Here is a 16801-nt window from a genome sequence, read left to right as displayed (position 1 = left end):
GCTCTCCATTAGCCCACAAAATGGTAGCGATTACTTTCTTGCGGTTGGGCAAAATCGAATTGAGAATTCCTGCCTATTGAACCAAATCGCGCCATCCGTCGTGGCCTGGACAGATCAGGTTTCGCGTCAGAGCAGATGAAAAGGGGGGCGCTTTCGCGCTGGTGAGTGATCATGCAAGAGAACCAATTGCCGCCGCCGGGTGCACCGGATATCGACATTGCCCGTGCTGCGCACATGGCACCCATCCTTTCGCTTGCTCATGAAACGCTGGGCATCGAGCCAGAACATCTGGTCCCTTATGGGCACCACAAGGCCAAAGTCAGCCTCGAACTGGTCAATTCCGTCAAGGATCGCCCGCGTGGGAAACTGATCCTTGTCACGGCGATCACACCGACACCTGCAGGTGAAGGAAAGACAACAACAAGCGTAGGCCTGACAGATGGCCTCAATCGTATCGGCATGCGAACCATAGTCTGCTTGCGGGAGCCCTCACTTGGACCCTGTTTTGGCATGAAGGGCGGAGCGGCTGGTGGCGGACGCGCTCAGGTGATTCCGATGGAGGACATCAACCTTCATTTCAACGGAGACTTCCACGCAATTACCTCGGCTCATAGCCTGCTCGCGGCGATACTGGACAACCATTTGCAGTGGGGCAATGAGCTGAACATTGATCCGCGTCGTGTCGTGTGGCGGCGCGTCGTCGACATGAACGACCGTGCGCTGCGCAACATCAACGTTGGTCTTGGCGGAGCGGCACATGGCGTCCCACGCGAGACGGGATTTGATATCACGGTGGCGTCAGAGATCATGGCAATCCTGTGTCTCGCGACCGATCTCAAGGACCTTCAGCGCCGTCTTGGCGACATCATTGTTGCTCGGACATACGCCAAAAAGCCTGTGACAGCGCGCGATCTCAAAGCGGATGGCGCGATGGCAGTGTTGCTCCGCGATGCCTTGCAACCCAATCTGGTCCAGACAATCGAGCACAACCCGGCGTTCATTCATGGCGGGCCATTTGCGAACATTGCGCATGGGTGCAACTCGGTCATGGCGACGCAGACTGCCTTGTGCCTTGCTGATGCAGTTGTGACAGAAGCCGGCTTTGGCGCTGACCTGGGTGCTGAGAAGTTCCTCGACATCAAATGCCGGCAGTCCGGTCTTCGCCCCGATGCAGTCGTACTGGTGGCAACTGTTCGTGCGCTCAAGATGCAAGGTGGCGTTGCAAAGGAAGACCTCGCAACGCCCGACGTTGCGGCGCTGGAGCGCGGCGCTGTGAACCTGGCGCGCCATATCGAAAATTTGCAGAAATTTGGCCTGACGCCTGTTGTCGCGATCAACCATTTCGTAAAAGACAGCGATGAAGAGATCGCAGCTTTGAAGGCTGTTTGCGACCGTTATAATGCGCGTTCAGCCGTCGCCAAGCATTGGGCCGAAGGCGGCGAAGGTGCCGAAGAGCTTGCGCGTGAAGTCAAGGCGCAGCTGGAGCAAGGCTCACCCGAGATCAAGCTGCTTTATCCCGATGCGATGCCGCTGGCCGAGAAAATCGAAACGATTGCGCGAGAGATCTATCATGCTGGCAAGGTCGTGATCGTCGAAGAGGCGGAACGTAACCTGAAGGACTTTGAGAAGCTTGGTTTCGGGAATCTACCGGTCTGCATCGCGAAGACGCAATACAGCTTTTCGACGCATCCCACCGAAATCGGCGCGCCATCAGGGCACACGCTGGAAGTTCGGTCCGTCCGGCTTTCGGCCGGGGCTGGCTTCGTGGTTGCGGTCTGCGGAGACATCATGACGATGCCCGGCCTGCCACGGCGTCCTGCGTCCGAAGGCATCTATCTTGATGATGAGGGGAACATCGTGGGGCTGGCCTGATTATCAGCGTGCGGTCATGATAGCATGACGATTTTGAATGGCCGGGCCTGATATTTCTCGGTTAGGCTGAGTTTCATGTCCGACCCAGTCCATTCCCGCCGCGGAGGCGGACGCGAAGCCAAGCGCGCAGCGCGTCTTGGCGCCGTCGCAACCTTTGCCCCCTTCATCGAGCGCAAGCTGCCCTATGTCGATTTGCTTGGCGAGGAAGGCCTGAGCCTGATCGAAGCGAATGCAGAGACGATTCTGACCGAAATTGGTGTGGAATTTCGCGACGACCTGGAAGCACTTGAAATCTGGAAGGCCGCCGGCGCCGATGTGAAGGGCGAGCTGGTGAGGATGCCTCCCGGCATGTGCCGCAAGCTCATCCAGGACCATGCCCCGCGCGAATTCACGCAACAGGCACGGAACCCGGCGCGAAATATCATAATCGGGGGCAAACGGACCGTATTTGCGCCCACAGCCGGTCCGCCCTTCGTGCGTTGTCTCGACAAGGGGAGGCGATATGGCACGATCGAAGACTTCAACAATTTTGCGAAGCTGACTTATGCTTCGCCTTGGCTTCACAGTTCGTCGACGGCGATGTGCGAACCGGTCGACTTGCCTGTGAACAAGCGCCACTTCGATATGTTCTATGGCAACGCAACATTGTCCGACAAATGCTTCTTCAGTGCCGTTTCGGCACCCAGCCGATCGCAGGACTGTGTGGACATGGCCAGCATCCTGTTCGGCGACAGGTGGATGAATGCCGAAACGGGCGAACCCAACACCTGTCTGGCCGGGGTCATAAACGGCAATTCACCTCTGACGTTTGATGCGACGATGCTTGGCGCAGCCAAGGTGCTTGCGCGTGCCAATCAGGCAACGTTGATCACGCCGTTCATCATGGCCGGGGCTATGGCGCCAACTGGGCTCGCCGGCGCCATTGCAGTCACGCTTGCGGAAGCAATGGCCGGCATGGCGTTTCTGCAGTTGGTCAAGCCAGGCGCCCCGGTGATCTTCGGCAGCTTTGTCACAACCCTTTCGATGCAGTCTGGTGCGCCGACTTATGGCACCCCTGAATGCAATTTGATGATCAATGCCCTGCTCGCGCTTGCGCGCCGATTGGGTGTCCCGTCTCGAACGGGCGGCAGCCTGTGCGCCTCAAAGATTGCGGACGGGCAGGCAGCCTATGAATCAGCCCAGACCTTGCTCACAACGTGCATGGGCGGCGCGAATTTCGTTCTGCAGTCGGCGGGCTGGCTCGAAGGCGGGCTGGTCACGGGCTATGAAAAATTCATGATGGACTGCGATCAGCTTGGCATGATGCAGAAAATGCTTGGGGGGTATGATCTCACCGAAAATGGACAGGCCATGGATGCCATCCGCGACGTAGGGCCCGGCAAGCACTTCTTTGGCTGTGCTCACACGCAGGCCAACTTTGAGACAGCTTTCTATCGTTCACCGCTAGCTGATTATGACAGCTGGGAAAAATGGGAGGCCGAAGGCGCACTCGATATTCAGCAGCGCGCAAACGCAGCCTGGAAGAAAGTGCTGGCCGAACATGTCTCGCCAGTTTTGGACGAAGGTGTGCATGAAGAACTCTGCGCGTTTATCGACAAGCGCAAATCTTCTATGCCGGATGCCAACTACTGAGTGCATCGGCTCAATAATCATCAGCATTAATCTGGCAAATGCCGCGTCATCCGGTTGCGCGAATGCGTGATTGGCTGGCATAGCCCCTGTTCATTCAGCTTCTAGGGGCATTCCAAAATCATGAAAACAACGGCGCGCGTGGTGGTGGTCGGTGGTGGCGTGGTGGGCGTCAGCACGCTGTATCATCTTGCCAAGATGGGTTGGTCGGACGTTGTGCTCGTCGAGCGGAAGGAACTGACCTCGGGCTCCACCTGGCATGCTGCAGGGCTATTGCCTCTTTTCAATCTCAGCTATTCGGTCGGGAAGATCCACCAATACTCGGTTGGCTTCTACCCCAGTCTGGAAGCCGAAACCGAGCTGAATGTCGGCTTCTCGAATTGCTCGAATATTCGGCTTGCCCGCACGCGGGACAGAATGGACGAGTATGAATATTATGCCGGCGTCGCCAAGACGATCGGCGTGGAAGTCAACTTCCTCACGCCGGATCAGGTCAAGGAAATCTGGCCGCTTTGCAATACGGATGGCATCCTTGGTGCAATCCAGCACCCCGCAGACGGGTATATCCAGCCCGCTGACCTCACACAGGCACTTGCAAAAGGTGCACGCCAACGTGGGGCGGAGATCTATCGAAACACGTCCGTGACTGGCATTACCCAGAAGCCGAATGGCGAATGGGTTGTCCACACGGACCAGGGCGACATCACCTGCGAGCACGTCGTCTCTGCAACGGGCAACTTTGCGCGACAGACCGGTGCCATGGTGGGGCTTGATGTTCCCGTTATTCCGGTTGAGCATCAATACATCGTTACTGACCAGCACCCTGCGATCATGGAGCGACGGGCAAAGGGACTTCCGGAGATGGGCGTCCTGCGCGAGTCCGATTCAAGCTGGTACATGCGCGAAGAGGCGGGGGGCCTTCTGCTGGGCCCCTATGAAATCGGAGCGCCAGCCTGTTATGTAAAGGGTCCTGCGTCGAACAGCGAATATGAGCTGTTCCCGGACGATCTTGAACGCCTGATGCCGTACATTGAAACGGCGATCGCCCGTGTTCCCGCCTTCGGGGAAGTGGGCGTCAAGAAAGTCTACAACGGTGCAATCGCCTATACGCCCGACGGGTCGCCGATCGTCGGTCCGGCATGGGGTCTCAAGAACTTCTGGCTCAATGAAGGCCATAGTTTCGGGATCACAGCCGCTGGGGGCGCGGGTTGGCAACTTGCTCATTGGATTGTCGATGGTGAACCGACCATTGACATGATGGGTGTCGATCCGCGCCGCTTCGGTGATTATGCAGGCGAAGGCTATCTCGTCGAAAAGAACGAGGAGGCCTATGCCAAGGTCTTTACCGTCCACTATCCGGATGAGGAACGGGAAGGCGGCCGCGCGCTGCGTCGAATGCCGTGCCATGACCGGATGAAAGCACTGGGCGCCGTCTTTGGATCCGTGTTCGGCTGGGAACGTCCCGGCTGGTTTGCCCCTCCCGGCTATGAACTGACTCCGGCAGATCTGGATGCGCCCGATGTGCTGTTGAACCACAATCACCCGGTCGTCGAAGGTGAGCCCATCCGCGAAAAATGGTCGTTCCGGAGATCCAATTATTTCGAACATGTTGGTAATGAGTGCCGCCATGTGACTGAAAAGGTTGGTCTTCAGGATATGAGCGCGTTTGCAAAGTGCCGTATTTCCGGTCCCGGTGCCGAGGCTTGGCTTGACGGCTTGCTGACAAATGCCGTGCCGAAGAAGATCGGTCGCGTTACCCTGTCTTACCTCCTGACAAAGGAAGGCGGGGTTCGCGCGGAGTTCACAGTCTACAAGAGTGGGCCGCAAAGTTATTATCTGGTCTCGGCGGGGGCCTATGAACGCCATGATCAGGACTACCTCCAAAAGGCGTTGCCGACTGACGGATCGGTCCGCTTCGAGCGGCTGACGACACAGATGGGCGTCCTGGTTCTCGCAGGACCTCGCGCACGCGACGTCTTGTCCAAGGTGACGCGCGCGGACCTGTCGAACGAAGCATTCCCTTGGCTGACCGGTCAACGCATCAGTATCGGTGCTGCGCCTGTAGACGCGCTGCGCGTCAATTTCATCGGGGAACTCGGCTGGGAAATCCATCACCCGATCGAAATGCAGAATTATATTTTCGACAAGCTGATGGAAGCAGGTGCCGAATTTGACATCAAGCCGTTCGGTATCAAGGCCATGACGCTGATGGCCCTGGAAAAGAGTTACAAGCTCATCCCGCGTGAACTTTCGATTGAGTACAATGCCTATGAAAGCGGGCTGGACCGCTTCATCAGTCTCAAGAAGCCGGGTTTCCACGGCAAGGATGGCCTGCTCGCGAAGAAGGACGCGGGACTTGCCAACCAGCTGGTTACTCTTGAGGTGTTGGACGTCACTGACGCTGACGCACGCGGATCCGAGCCGGTGTACTTGGGGAACGAGATTGTCGGGCGGGTGACATCAGGCGGGTATGGCTGGCGTGTGAGCAAGAGCCTAGCGCTTGCCATGGTTCGGCCCGAACTCGCTGCAGTCGGTACAGAACTCGAAATTTCGATTCTCGGTACCCGGCATAAGGCGATCATCATCGCCGACAGCCCGTTCGACCCGGAAAACAACGCGCTAAGAGCCTGAGATCGTGTCGGAATATTCCTCTGTCACCCAATGGCTTGGTCAGGATCGGCAAGGATACACCTTGCCGCAAGGCCTTTATGTCAGCAGAGCTGCGTTCGAGTTTGATACGCGGGTCATGCTCAAGCGGGTCTGGCTTTATGCTTGCACGGTTGCGCATGTAAAAAAGCCGGGCGACTTCTACCTGTTCGAAATGGCCAACACATCGGTCATCATCGTGCGCGGTCGCGATGGGGAAGTGAGAGCATTCCACAACAGCTGCGCTCATCGCGGCGCGAAACTCTGCAGTCAGGCACAAGGCAGCGCACCGCGCATCATGTGCCCATACCACCAATGGACATACAGCCTCGATGGCAAATTGCTTGCCGCCCGCAACATGCCGGAGGGCTTTGAAAAGGCCGATCACGGGCTGCAGCCGGCAAGGCTGGAAAATATCGGCGGTCTGATCTTCATTTGCCTGTCGGACGATCCGCCGACGATCGAGCATGCACGCGCTGACATCGCCGAACGCGTTGCGATCTACAACCTCGAACACTGCAAAGTGGCTGTGCAGGACGATATTGTCGAAGCAGCCAACTGGAAACTCGTGATGGAAAACAATCGCGAGTGTTACCACTGCGACGTGAACCATCCCGAATTGCTGAAGTCCCTGGGGACAAGCGGTTTTGGTAAGGGCTTGCCGGGTGACGATGCGGAAGCGGCTCAGGGCGCGCGCTACGAGGAATATCTCGCGGCGCAACAGGCGGCTTGGCGCGAGGCAGGTCTTTATACCCATTTGGTCGAATTTCCGGATGACGGCTGGCACCGTGTGGTCCGCCTGCCTCTCGCCAATGGCTCGCGATCACAGACCATTGACGGGGAACCGGCTTCGCGCGTTCCGATCTGTGTGCACCCCGGAACCGGCGATTCCAGCCTTTCCGTCTGGACACAGCCCAATTCCTGGCACCATTTCTGTCAGGACCATGCGGTGACCTTTTCACTGACTCCGCTCGATGCCGATCGCACGTTGTTGCGGACCAGTTGGCTGGTCCATGAGGATGCAGTGGAAGGTGTCGACTATGATGTCGACAACCTCGCTGCCGTCTGGCGTGCCACCAACCGACAGGACAGCATGCTGGCTGAGCTTAATCACGCGGGAATTGCCACCGACGGTTACCGCCCCGGCCCCTATGCATTGGAGGAACGGTTGGTCGAGGAATTCAAGGAGTTCTACGTCGAAACGGCAAAATCCGCCTTGGGCGAGGGTGCTGCATGATGGGGCTTCCAATCGCCGGAACGGTTACAAGCAGCGCATCAGGCTGGCAGCCGGGTGCTCGGCCGGGCGAACTTGTCTGTCCACTGGTCGACGACCCGCGCGGCTATCGGACTATGTTGTCAAAAGTCCCGCCGGAGCCTTTGGGCGAATTGCACGCGCATGAAGAGATTGAACAGATCTATGTCATCGAAGGCGATTTCTTCGATGATGACGCGAACTATGGCCCGGGCGACTTCGTGCTACGCATGCCGGGAACAATGCACCGCGCAGGCAGCAAGAACGGATGTCTGATGATGATCGTTTACGCGCCGCTGGTCGAGGCACGCGCATGACCCGGTTTTCCGCCCTCAGCCTGTTCGCCAATGCCTTGTCGAGCCACGAGAAATGGCCACAGCATTGGCCGGATGCAGCCCCCAAACAATCCTATGATGTGATCATTGTTGGCGCTGGCGGACATGGTCTGGGCGCCGCCTATTATCTGGCCAGTCGCTACGGAATCACGAATGTGGCGGTGATTGAAAAAGGCTGGCTGGGCGGCGGCAATACGGGGCGCAACACCACAATCATCCGATCCAACTATCTCTATGATGAAAGTGCCCATCTCTACGACCATGCCGTGAAACTGTGGGACGGGCTTTCGCAGGATCTCAATTTCAACGTGATGTATTCAAAGCGCGGCGTGATGATGCTCGCGCACAATGTGCATGACGTGCAGAGCTTCAAGCGACATATTCATGCAAACCGCCTCAATGGCGTCGACAATGAATGGCTGACCCCGGAAGAGGCCAAGGCCTATTGCCCCCCGCTGAGCATCGAGCCAGACGCGCGCTATCCGGTGCTGGGCGCAGCGCTCCAGCGTCGCGGTGGGACTGCCAGGCATGATAGTGTTGCCTGGGGATATGCGCGTGCTGCAGCACGGCTGGGCGTCGATATCATCCAGAATTGTGCGGTCACGGGCATTCGTCGCGACAGGCAAGGCGCTATCGAAGGCGTGGAGACGGAGCGTGGCTTCATCGCGTCGAAGAAAGTCGGCGTTTCGGCGGCCGGCAATACGTCGGTCGTCATGCGGATGGCCGGTCTGGATTTCCCATTGGAGAGCTATCCTCTGCAGGCACTTGTGTCAGAGCCGGTCAAACCGGTCTTTCCATGTGTCGTCATGTCGAACACCGTGCACGCCTATATGAGCCAGTCTGACAAGGGCGAACTGGTGATCGGTGCTGGCACGGATCAGTATGTCAGCTATTCACAACGCGGCGCACTCCACATTCTTGAACATAATATTGCGGCCATCTGCGAGATTTTCCCGATCTTTCGCAGGATGCGGATGCTGCGTAGCTGGGGCGGGATCGTCGATGTGACGCCGGATCGTTCCCCGATCCTTGGGAAGACTCCTGTGCCGGGCCTTTATGTCAATTGCGGCTGGGGAACAGGCGGCTTCAAGGCGACACCGGGAGCGGCTGACCTGCTGGCCTATACGATTGCCAAGGATGAACCGCATCGCATCAACGCTCCGTTCAATCTGGATCGCTTCCGGAACGGACGCCTGATCGACGAAGCGGCTGCTGCAGCGGTGGCGCATTGAGATGATCCTGATTCATTGCCCCTATTGCGACGAAAAGCGCCCCGAGATCGAATTTGCCTATGGCGGGGAGGGCCATATTGCGCGTCCGCCGGATCCTTCGGCACTGTCAGACGAAGAATGGGAACGGTATCTGTTCATCCGCGCGAATCCGAGGGGGCGGCACAATGAGCGCTGGCGGCACTCCTTTGGCTGCGGACGCTTTTTCAATGCTGTTCGGGATACCGTAACCGACAAATTCGAATTGACCTACAAGGCTGGCGAGGCTCGCAAATGAGCGGGTTTCGGATCAAGGAAGGCGGTCGCGTCGACCGCAGCAGGACCGTGCGCTTCACCTTCGATGGCAAGTCCTATGAGGGCTTCGCTGGCGATACCTTGGCATCCGCCCTGCTCGCGGCCGGTGAGACGCTCTTTGGCCGATCCTTCAAATATCACCGCCCGCGTGGTCTGGTCGGTGCCGGAGTTGAAGAACCCAATGCCCTGATCACCGTGGATCGCGGTGGTGGTCGTTTCACACCGAATTTGCGCGCGACGGCGATCGAGATTTACGACGGCCTGAATGCCAGAAGCCAGAATCGCTGGCCCTCACTCAAGACTGACTTTGGCGCGATCAATGACCGGCTCGGCCGGTTCTTTCCGGCGGGTTTTTACAACAAGACGTTCATGTGGCCGCGGTCCTTCTGGGAAAAGCTCTATGAGCCCGCGATCCGCCGTATGGCCGGTCTGGGTGACGCGCCAAGCGAGACCGATCCCGATGACTATGCCGCCGGCCATGCGCACTGTGAGTTGCTGATTATCGGCGCCGGGCCAGCCGGTATCGATGCGGCGCTGGAAGCGAGCGGGACAAACAAGCGTGTCATCCTGATTGACGAGCAGGACGAACTGGGCGGTGGTGCGCTGTCCGATCCCTCGCTCTGGCCCTGGCTGGAGCGCAGCAGGAAGGCGTTGGCCGATGCCCGGAACATCATCGTCCTGACTCGAACGACGGCGTTTGGCTATTTTCACGACAATTTCATTGGGGCCGTCGAACGGCTGACCGATCATCTCGCGAGCACGGGCACAGGCCCGCGTGAAAGGCTTTGGAAAATCCGAGCCGGCGAAGTGATCCTTGCCCAGGGCGCTATTGAACGGCCGCTGGTCTTTGAAGGCAACGATACGCCGGGGGTCATGCTGGCCTCCGCCGCCAAGGTCTGGGCGTTGCGCTATGGTGTGGCGGTGGGCAAGAGTGTTGCCGTGATGGCTGCGCATGACAGCGGCTGGAAGGACGCAATCGCGCTGCACAACGCTGGCGTTGCAGTCTCGACGATCATTGACGTGCGGGATGTGATTGAGCCTGATCTTGTCGAGGCCGCCCGTGCTGCTGGCATTCAGGTCCATCTTGGCTCGAGCGTCTTTGGTGTCTCTGGCCGACATGCGGTTACAGGAATCAAGTTTGCCGCGAATGACGGCAGCAGGAAGCAGTCTGTATCGTGCGATGCTCTCCTGATGGCGGGCGGGTGGACACCCAGCATCCACCTTTGGTCGCACAGCAAGGGCAGCATCCGCTGGTCTGACGTTTGGGGCGCATTCCTGCCAGACAAGCCAAATGAGAATGTGCGCTGTGTCGGGGCCTGTGCCGGCAACTGGAATTTCGGCCAGGGGATCAATCTGGGGCAGCTGCCCACACCGAAGGATCCTGCGACAATCAAGGCGTTTGTGGACTTCCAGAACGATGTCACCGCAAAGGACATCGCCCTGGCAGTGCGCGAGGGCTATCGCTCGGTCGAACATATCAAGCGCTATACGACCAATGGCATGGCGACCGATCAGGGCAAGACATCCAACCTGAATGCGCTTCAGCTGGCCTCTGGATTTCTCGACAAGCCGATTGAGGCGGTTGGCCTGACGACTTTTCGCCCACCCTATACGCCCCAGAGTTTCGGCGCATTTGCCGGGCACGCCAAGGATGCCTTGTTCCAACCGACGCGCAAGACGCCTATCGACAGTTGGGCAGAAGAGCAGGGCGCGGTCTTCGAGCCGGTCGCGCAATGGCGTCGTACCCGCTATTTCCCCAAGGCAGGGGAGGACATGCATGCAGCCGTGAACCGCGAGTGCCTGGCCGTCCGCAATGCGGTTGGCATCTTCGATGCGTCGACCCTGGGCAAGATCGAAGTTGTTGGTCCGGATGCGGCGGAATTCCTCAACCGGATGTACACAAATCCGTGGAAGGCGCTCGAACCGGGTCGTTGCCGTTACGGCCTGTTGTTGCGAGAAGATGGGTTCATTACCGATGACGGTGTCTCGGCGCGACTTGCGCCAGACCGTTTTCACCTGACCACCACAACCGGCGGCGCTGCGCGCGTGCTCAACATGATGGAGGATTATCTCCAGACGGAATGGCCGGACCTCGACGTCTGGCTGACCAGCATTTCCGAACAGTATGCGGTCATTGCGCTTCAGGGCCCCAAGGCGCGCGATTTGATTGCGCCTTTTGTCGAGAGCATCGATCTTTCGCCCGAGGCCTTTCCGCACATGGCCGTGCGTGACGGGACCATCTGCGGCGTGCCGACCCGCTTGTTCCGCGTCAGCTTTACCGGGGAACTCGGATTCGAGATCAATGTGCCCCCCGGCTTTGGTCGCGCGGTTTGGGAAGCGCTGTGGGCGGCCGGACAAGAGCTTGGTCTCACGGCATATGGTACGGAAACGATGCATGTCTTGCGCGCCGAAAAGGGTTTCATCATTGTCGGGCAGGATACCGATGGCACCTTGACGCCTTACGACGCCGGCCTTGACTGGGCAGTCGGCAAGAAGAAGCCGGATTTTGTCGGCAAGCGTTCTCTTGCGCGCCCTGACATTGTTGCGCCCGGGCGCAAGCAATTGGTAGGGCTGCTGACCGATGATCCCAATGAGGTGCTGGAAGAAGGGGCGCAGATCGTTGCTGATTCCGCTCAGCCCATTCCAATGACGATGATCGGGCATGTCACCTCATCATACTGGAGTGCGACGCTCGGTCGCTCGATCGCGATCGCAATGGTGGCGGGCGGGCAGGGGCGCACAGGCGAAACGCTCTACATTCCCATGCCGGGCAGAACGATTGCGGCGAAAGTTTCGGGCATGGTGTTCTATGATCCGGAAGGAGCCCGGCTCAATGGCTGACGCGCTCACTCGCCTGGACCCTGTGCCTGCGGCGCCTGTCCGGCATGGCGATCTGACGATAGCGCTCGCGCAACCGATGCGGCGCTGGTCTCTGCGCGCCCGCGACGCAAAGCGGCTCGAGGAACTGCTTGGGGTGAAGATCCCCGGACGGATCGGCGAAACCCTCGGAGAGATTGCCTGCCTTGGGCCCGATGAATGGCTATGGCGATCGGCAGCAGGCGAGCCCAGAGATTTGGGATCAGGCCTGCCCGTGAGCATTGTCGACATATCGGAACGCTCGGTCGGACTTGTGCTTGAGGGCGCGTCTGCCCGTGAAGTGCTCAACGCGGGCTGCCCGCTCGATCTCGAACGCTTTGCTGTCGGTCGCACAGTCCGAACAATCTACGAGGGCGTCGAAATCATTCTGTCCCGGGAAACCGAGACGCGCTGGACAGTGGATGTCTGGCGCAGCTTTGCCGAATGGCTATGGCTGTCTCTGACGAAAGCTGCCGAGCACCCTTAGGCAAGCGACCCAAGCGGCTCGATAATTCTGTAAAGGCTAAAGCATTCGCGGCAGGTTATCGAGGCCGCACGCTGGACAATCGAGCCGCCAGTGTTGCAGCTTCGCTATAGTCTATCCCTAATCCCGTCAGGCCAAGAATGATCATTTCAGCGATGCGGTGATCTGCAGCGCTCCGATCCAGCTTACGTTCGACGAGATTGCTCATCAGTATCTGGCAGAGGCCCAGCCAATAGAGGACGCCGCTGTCGCGCGCCTCATGCCTCAACAGCCCCTGCGCACAGGCTGCTTCGAAATCGTCGACCAACCCCTTGTTGAGTGGATGACTGCGTGCCGTTGAATTGCCGTGACTGCGGAGCAGCACCGTCGTCCGTTTGGGATTGTCGATGGCAAATAGCGCTCCGACCAACATACCGCCAGCGATGCGCGCGACCGGGTACGTTACCCCTGCGTTTGCTCGCGCAACCTGACTTTCAAGCTCAATGCGGACCTCACTCGCTATGGCGGATGCAAAGGCCTGCTTATCGGCGAAATGGTTGAAAAAGCTGCCTTTGGCTACACCGGCAGTTGCAACGACTTCATCGATCGGGATGGCGTCGATGGGCTTTTCAGCGAGAAGATCAAAGCCTGCTGCAATCAGGGCGGCCCGCGTTCGCGCAGCGCGGGGGGAAAGATCGTTTGTCAGAGCCATCACGTGTTTGTACTTGACTATATGGTCATTTGCAACCTATTTGACCAAATAGTCAAATTCGAATCGCAGAAGAGCAAAGCTATGCCCGTCATCAAGGTTGAGGATATCGCGCATGTCCGTTTTGCGGCGCCAGATCTCGCGATCATGCGGGCATTCCTGGAAGACTTTGGCCTGGAATGCTTCGAGCAGGGTGGGAAGCTGTATGGCAAGGGCAGCGACGGACGACCATTTTTGCATGTCACCCAGCCCGGGGAGGCGAAATTCCTGGCAATCGGCTTGCGGGCCGAAACTCTGGCTGATCTGGAGACGCTCGCTGCAGCAGAACATGTCGCTGTGGAGCGACTGGATGAACCCGGTGACGGCATGATTGTACGACTGACTGATCCCGACGGTTATGGCGTTGAAGTTGTGGCGGGACAGGCCAATGCCCAACCGTCGCCCGCTGTCCTGGACGGGATGCGAAACACAGCCTCTGACAAGCAACGGTTTCGTGCCCCTGTCCGCCTCGGGTCCGGGCCAGCCCATGTTGTCCGGATCGGCCATGCCGTTCTGAAGGTCCGTGACTTTCGCGCGTCGGAACGATGGTACAAGGACCGCTTCGGCTTCCTGACGTCTGATGAGGTTGAAGCCGCAGAAGATTTGCCCATTGGGGCATTCATGCGTTGTGACAGGGGAAGCAAGCCTGCCGATCATCATACGCTTTTCCTCGCCCAGCTGCCCGGAAAGCTGGGCCTGCTCCACGCTGCATTTGAGGTCGCGAATCTCGACGACCTCATGCTGGGCCACCAACATCTCAAGTCAAAGAAGCGCGAGGCTGCCTGGGGCGTTGGTCGCCATATCATGGGCAGCCAGGTTTTCGACTATTGGAAGGACCCCTTTGGCAACGAGCTTGAGCACTGGACCGATGGGGACCTCTTCACGGCAGCAGATCCGCCCCAAAAACAGCCGATGAGCGCCTTGCTCGCCGTCCAATGGGGTAGCCCCCATCCGATGTTTGCGGCCAAGCTGGCCCCGCCGCCCGGCCTGATAACCTTTCTTGCCTCGCTGCAACTTCGCATCAAGCGGCTGTTTGGCCGCCAAACTAAGGGAACCCTTGCATGAAACTCGCGACTTACACTTTTGAGGGCCGCACGCGCACCGGCATCGTCGTTGAGGACAAGATCATTGATACCGGCGTCGACGGCTCAATGATTGACCTTATTCGGGATTGGGACGCGCTTAAACCAGACCTTGAAGCGAAGGCTGCTGCGGGCGGCGGACAGTCTCTGTCGTCTGTGAAGCTTGAAGCGCCTGTTCAGCGTCCCGGCAAGATCTTTGCGATTGGCCTCAACTATGCCGACCATATCGCTGAATCGAACATGGCGGCCCCTGAACGGCAGGTCTGGTTCACAAAGGCACAGACCAGCGTCAATGGCCCCTTCGATCCGATCGAGATCGCCAGGGGCACAATGACGGCAGACTATGAGGTCGAATTGGTGGCTATTGTCGGCAAAGGTGGAAAGCATGTCAGCGCAGATGATGCCCAATCGGCAATATTCGGATATTGTGTCGGCAATGACGTTACGGAGCGCATGTGGCAGCACGCCACGCCGCAATGGTCGCTGGGAAAAAGCTTCGACACGCACGCCCCCATGGGTCCGTGGATCGTTACAGCCGATGACGTGGGCGATCCTCATCAACTGGGGCTGCGTTGCTTCGTCAATGGCGAAAAGCGGCAGGATTCCAACACGAAGCACCTCGTGTTCAATGTCTGGCAACAGGTGGAGCATCTTTCGGTCGGCATGACTCTTGAACCCGGCGATGTGCTGTTCACGGGCACGCCCGGTGGCGTCGGCGCGGCAATGGACCCACGCCAATTCCTGAAAGCAGGCGATACCGTGCGATGCGAAATCGACGGCCTTGGCCATATTGAAGCTACAATGGTCGCGGAGGCCTGAAGCCAGATGAGTTTTGACTGCGATGTGCTGATCGCGGGCGGCGGTCCGACAGGGGTGACACTGGCGGTTCTGCTCGCGCGACGCGGCGTGAAGGTGATTGTGGCCGAAAAGGAAGCCGAGATCTATCCGCTGCCCAGGGCTGCTCATATTGATCACGAAGGAATGCGTATCCTGCAAGAAGCCGGTGTTGCGGACGAAGTGATGGCAACCAGCCGTCGTGTAGCCCGTTATGACTTCCTAAACGCCAAGGGCGACCTCCTGATGCGTTTTGCCGGCTCGGACAAGATTGGCCCTGGCGGTTGGCCGGGCGCGAACATGATTCATCAGCCATCGGTTGAGGCAGCATTGCGACGTTCGTTGACCCATGAGTCAACAGCAACACTGCATTGCCAATGGGAACTCTTGGACTTTGATGAAGATCCCGAGGGCGTCACCGCCCGCCTTCAAACGCCCGAAGGAGAAAAGATCATACGTGCCCGCTACCTCGTCGGCGCAGATGGTGCACGCTCCCCGGTGCGAGAAGCCTCAGGCATAGCATTCGACGACCTCAATTTTGAGGAGCCCTGGCTCGTCGTCGATGTGCTGGTCGATGATTATTCCAGATTGCCGACCGCGAACCTGCAGATTTGCGATCCGGACCGGCCGACGACCTGCGTCCTTATGGGCGAAGGACGCCACCGATGGGAATTCATGATCAAGCCGGGCGAAACTCCCGAACAGGTCAGTGACGATGCGTTCATAGAAAAGCTCCTCGAGCCCTGGAAGGTCGATGGTGCGGTACGGATGGAACGCAAGGCCGTTTACACCTTCCGCGCGCGTATTGCGGACCGGTGGCGAAAAGGGCGCGTGTTGCTGGCAGGTGACGCGGCGCACCAGACTCCGCCCTTTGCCGGTCAAGGGATGTGCTCGGGCCTGCGCGATGCAGCCAACCTGGCGTGGAAACTTGCGGAAGTTCTGCGTGGCCACGCACAGGACGACCTCCTCGACACATACCAGCCAGAACGCGAACCCAATCTGCGTGCCACGATCCAGATGGCGATCATGATGGGCCGCATGGTTTGCACAACGAGTAAATGGACAGCATTCCTGAGGGATACGAAGTTCAAGGTGGCACGGGCATTGCGCAAGCTCCCTGATGGCCCAGTTGCTTATCCGCCAATCTCGGTTGGCGCCATTTTGCCGGGCAGCCCTGCAGCAGGCAGCTATTTCCCGCAAACGCTGGCTTTGGATGGTGCGCGTCTGGATGATGTGCTTGGCACTGGATTCTGGCTTATCGAAAAGGCCGGCCTGGCGGATCCCAAAATAGCGCCCTTCGCTGGTACGCTCGACAAATGGCTATCCAGGAATGAGGTGAACTCTGTTCTCGTCCGACCGGACCGATATGTTTTTGGCAGCGGGGACAGTGAACAGTTGCTTTCTGCATGGCACGAAAGGGTCAGTGTCAAAAGAACTGAAGGACCAATGGGAAGTCGCGCTGCCGGGCAACTTTAATCCAGCAGGAGAAGTTCAGTTTCAGGTTTGTCGACCATAACCGATTCAGACTTCGCCCGATGTCTCCTTGGTACGAACGGCGTAA

General features: G+C 58.5%; 13 protein-coding genes. 12 read left to right on the top strand and 1 reads right to left on the bottom strand.

Annotation, left to right across the window (positions count from 1 at the left end; genetic code table 11):
• The first annotated feature begins 171 nt into the window (after positions 1–171).
• The 9 genes from K0O24_RS15120 (at position 172) to K0O24_RS15080 (ending at position 12600) form a co-directional block, all read left to right on the top strand.
• The gene (locus tag K0O24_RS15120) at positions 172–1872 is read left to right on the top strand and encodes a formate--tetrahydrofolate ligase (RefSeq protein WP_219893520.1); all 1701 of its coding nucleotides are present in this window, start codon (positions 172–174) and stop codon (positions 1870–1872) included.
• Between the two features lie 75 nt (positions 1873–1947).
• Positions 1948–3504 carry a trimethylamine methyltransferase family protein gene (locus K0O24_RS15115; protein ID WP_219893519.1) on the top strand — a complete coding sequence of 519 codons (1557 nt, stop codon included), beginning with the start codon at positions 1948–1950 and terminating at the stop codon, positions 3502–3504.
• 120 nt (positions 3505–3624) lie between these two features.
• On the top strand, positions 3625–6132 hold the full coding sequence (locus K0O24_RS15110) for a GcvT family protein (RefSeq protein ID WP_219893518.1): 2508 nt from the start codon (positions 3625–3627) through the stop codon (positions 6130–6132).
• 4 nt (positions 6133–6136) lie between these two features.
• Positions 6137–7384, top strand: coding sequence for an aromatic ring-hydroxylating oxygenase subunit alpha (locus K0O24_RS15105; RefSeq protein ID WP_219893517.1), 1248 nt, complete (start codon positions 6137–6139; stop codon positions 7382–7384).
• Positions 7381–7716, top strand: coding sequence for a cupin domain-containing protein (locus K0O24_RS15100; RefSeq protein WP_219893516.1), 336 nt, complete (start codon positions 7381–7383; stop codon positions 7714–7716). Before K0O24_RS15105 ends, K0O24_RS15100 begins: the two co-directional genes overlap by 4 nt.
• The gene (locus tag K0O24_RS15095) at positions 7713–8966 is read left to right on the top strand and encodes a sarcosine oxidase subunit beta family protein (RefSeq protein WP_219893515.1); all 1254 of its coding nucleotides are present in this window, start codon (positions 7713–7715) and stop codon (positions 8964–8966) included. Before K0O24_RS15100 ends, K0O24_RS15095 begins: the two co-directional genes overlap by 4 nt.
• A gap of 1 nt (position 8967) precedes the next feature.
• Positions 8968–9240: a sarcosine oxidase subunit delta gene (locus K0O24_RS15090; protein WP_219893514.1), complete on the top strand. Its 273-nt coding sequence runs from the start codon at positions 8968–8970 to the stop codon at positions 9238–9240.
• Positions 9237–12098 carry a 2Fe-2S iron-sulfur cluster-binding protein gene (locus K0O24_RS15085; protein WP_219893513.1) on the top strand — a complete coding sequence of 954 codons (2862 nt, stop codon included), beginning with the start codon at positions 9237–9239 and terminating at the stop codon, positions 12096–12098. The genes K0O24_RS15090 and K0O24_RS15085 overlap by 4 nt, the downstream gene beginning before the upstream one ends.
• A complete protein-coding gene (locus K0O24_RS15080) occupies positions 12091–12600 on the top strand; it encodes a sarcosine oxidase subunit gamma (RefSeq protein ID WP_219893512.1) in 510 nt (169 codons plus the stop codon). The genes K0O24_RS15085 and K0O24_RS15080 overlap by 8 nt, the downstream gene beginning before the upstream one ends.
• Positions 12601–12655: 55 nt before the next feature.
• Here K0O24_RS15080 and K0O24_RS15075 read toward each other — a convergent pair whose 3' ends face one another.
• Entirely contained in the window at positions 12656–13288 is a 633-nt protein-coding gene (locus K0O24_RS15075) for a TetR/AcrR family transcriptional regulator (protein ID WP_219893511.1), read from the bottom strand.
• A gap of 81 nt (positions 13289–13369) precedes the next feature.
• Between K0O24_RS15075 and K0O24_RS15070 the strand changes: the two genes are divergently transcribed.
• Genes K0O24_RS15070 through mhpA form a run of 3 tightly spaced genes read left to right on the top strand, consistent with a single transcriptional unit; the run spans position 13370 to position 16716 of the window.
• Positions 13370–14389: a VOC family protein gene (locus K0O24_RS15070; protein WP_219893510.1), complete on the top strand. Its 1020-nt coding sequence runs from the start codon at positions 13370–13372 to the stop codon at positions 14387–14389.
• Entirely contained in the window at positions 14386–15225 is an 840-nt protein-coding gene (locus K0O24_RS15065; RefSeq protein WP_219893509.1) for a fumarylacetoacetate hydrolase family protein, read from the top strand. The genes K0O24_RS15070 and K0O24_RS15065 overlap by 4 nt, the downstream gene beginning before the upstream one ends.
• A gap of 6 nt (positions 15226–15231) precedes the next feature.
• On the top strand, positions 15232–16716 hold the full coding sequence (mhpA, locus tag K0O24_RS15060) for a bifunctional 3-(3-hydroxy-phenyl)propionate/3-hydroxycinnamic acid hydroxylase MhpA (protein ID WP_219893508.1): 1485 nt from the start codon (positions 15232–15234) through the stop codon (positions 16714–16716).
• The last annotated feature ends 85 nt before the right edge of the window (positions 16717–16801 follow it).

The organism is Aquisediminimonas profunda, assembly GCF_019443285.1.
Lineage (GTDB): Bacteria > Pseudomonadota > Alphaproteobacteria > Sphingomonadales > Sphingomonadaceae > Aquisediminimonas > Aquisediminimonas profunda.
This window is presented reverse-complemented; position numbering and strand designations above follow the sequence as displayed.